We start from the raw sequence: 1,386 nt of genomic DNA on the forward strand, positions 1-1,386 counted from the left end.
CGCACCGTCCCCCGACCCCGCCGTGTCCAGTGCCAGCACCCGCCAGGCCCCCGCCCGGAACGCCTCCCCCACCGTCCGCCCCTCCAACTGCGCGTACCTGCCCACGACCACCGCCGCGAACAGCAGCACCCGCCGCTCCACCGGTATCGCCCCCAGGATCTGCCGTCCCATCATCGCCCCGGCGAAAGCCGGCGCCGCCAGATGCGACACACTCCGGCTCCGCGTCAGCGCCGACGGGTGCGCGGTCCGCAGCGTCCGGTACACCGCCTTCGCGAAGTCGTCGTCGTACAGCCGCAGCACCGTCCGCAGATCGGGCCGTACGGACCGCGCGTACAGCACCGCCTCCAGATTCGTCGTGTCCGCACTGGTCAGTGCCAGCAACGCGTCCGCGCGATGGATCTTCGCGGCCTCCAGCACCCCCTCCTGTGTGACGTCCCCCAGCACCACCGGAACCCGTAGCCGCCGCGCCACGGCCATCCCCCGCGCCTCCGGGTCGGCCTCGACGCACACCACCGGGATGTGCAGCTCCCGCAGCCGCGTCAGCACCCGCGTCCCGATCTTGCCCAGTCCGAGCAGCACCACGTGCCCGCCCAGCCCGCGCGGCGGCTTCCGCAGCGCCGACGCCGTGCGGAACGTCCCCAGCGCCTCCAGCACCGCCGCCAGCAGCACCGGCAGCAGCAGCAACCCCACCAGCATGGAGAGCAGTTGCAGTACCTGCCGCCCGGTGGACTGGTGGTGTGCGGGCTCGTTGATCGCGAACAGGTCGAGCAGGGTGACGTACGTGGCGTGCAGCGGGTTGTCCCGGGTCACCACCGTCAGTGCGACGGCGAGCGCGACCACCGCCGCCACCAGCCCCGCCAGCGACCACCGCAGCCGCCGCGAGAACAGCGAGGCGAACGGCGGCCCGCCCCGTCCGGCGGGCAACGGCGGCCCGGAGTAGGAAAGCTGCTCCAGCACGACCGTCCCCCGCCCGGTCGCCGCCGCCACCGCCGCCGCGTCGGGCAGCAGTTGCGGTCCCTGTTCGCCACTGTCCTCCGAACCCTCGGCCCCGGCGGGGTCGTTGCTGGTCGCGGAGAGCAGCGCGAGTGTGCACAGTCCCGGATCGGCCACCTCGCCCGGCCCCGGGGGCCGGCGTTCCACCGCCCGCAGCAGCAGCCCCTCCGCGTCGACGACCTTGCTGGTGCCGACGAGCGCGGTGGCGACCAGCGCGGGCGCGGCCGTGTCGGCGTCGGACAGCACGGTCGTGGCGATGTCGGCACCACCGGCACCACCGGCCCCGCCACGTCCCGCCGTACCCCCGCCACCGTCACCGCCCGCCAACTCGGCTGCCTGGTCGAGGAGTTCCTCGATGTGCTGGCCCAGCCGCCGGTTGTAGAGCCGCAGGAC

General features: G+C 74.2%; 1 protein-coding gene. It reads right to left on the reverse strand.

What is annotated here, in order from left to right:
• On the reverse strand, positions 1–1,386 hold a 1,386-nt coding region (locus tag B7767_RS36620; protein WP_107486532.1), incomplete at both ends, for a TrkA family potassium uptake protein.

The sequence above is a fragment of the Streptomyces sp. 13-12-16 genome, assembly GCF_002114215.1.
GTDB lineage: Bacteria > Actinomycetota > Actinomycetes > Streptomycetales > Streptomycetaceae > Streptomyces.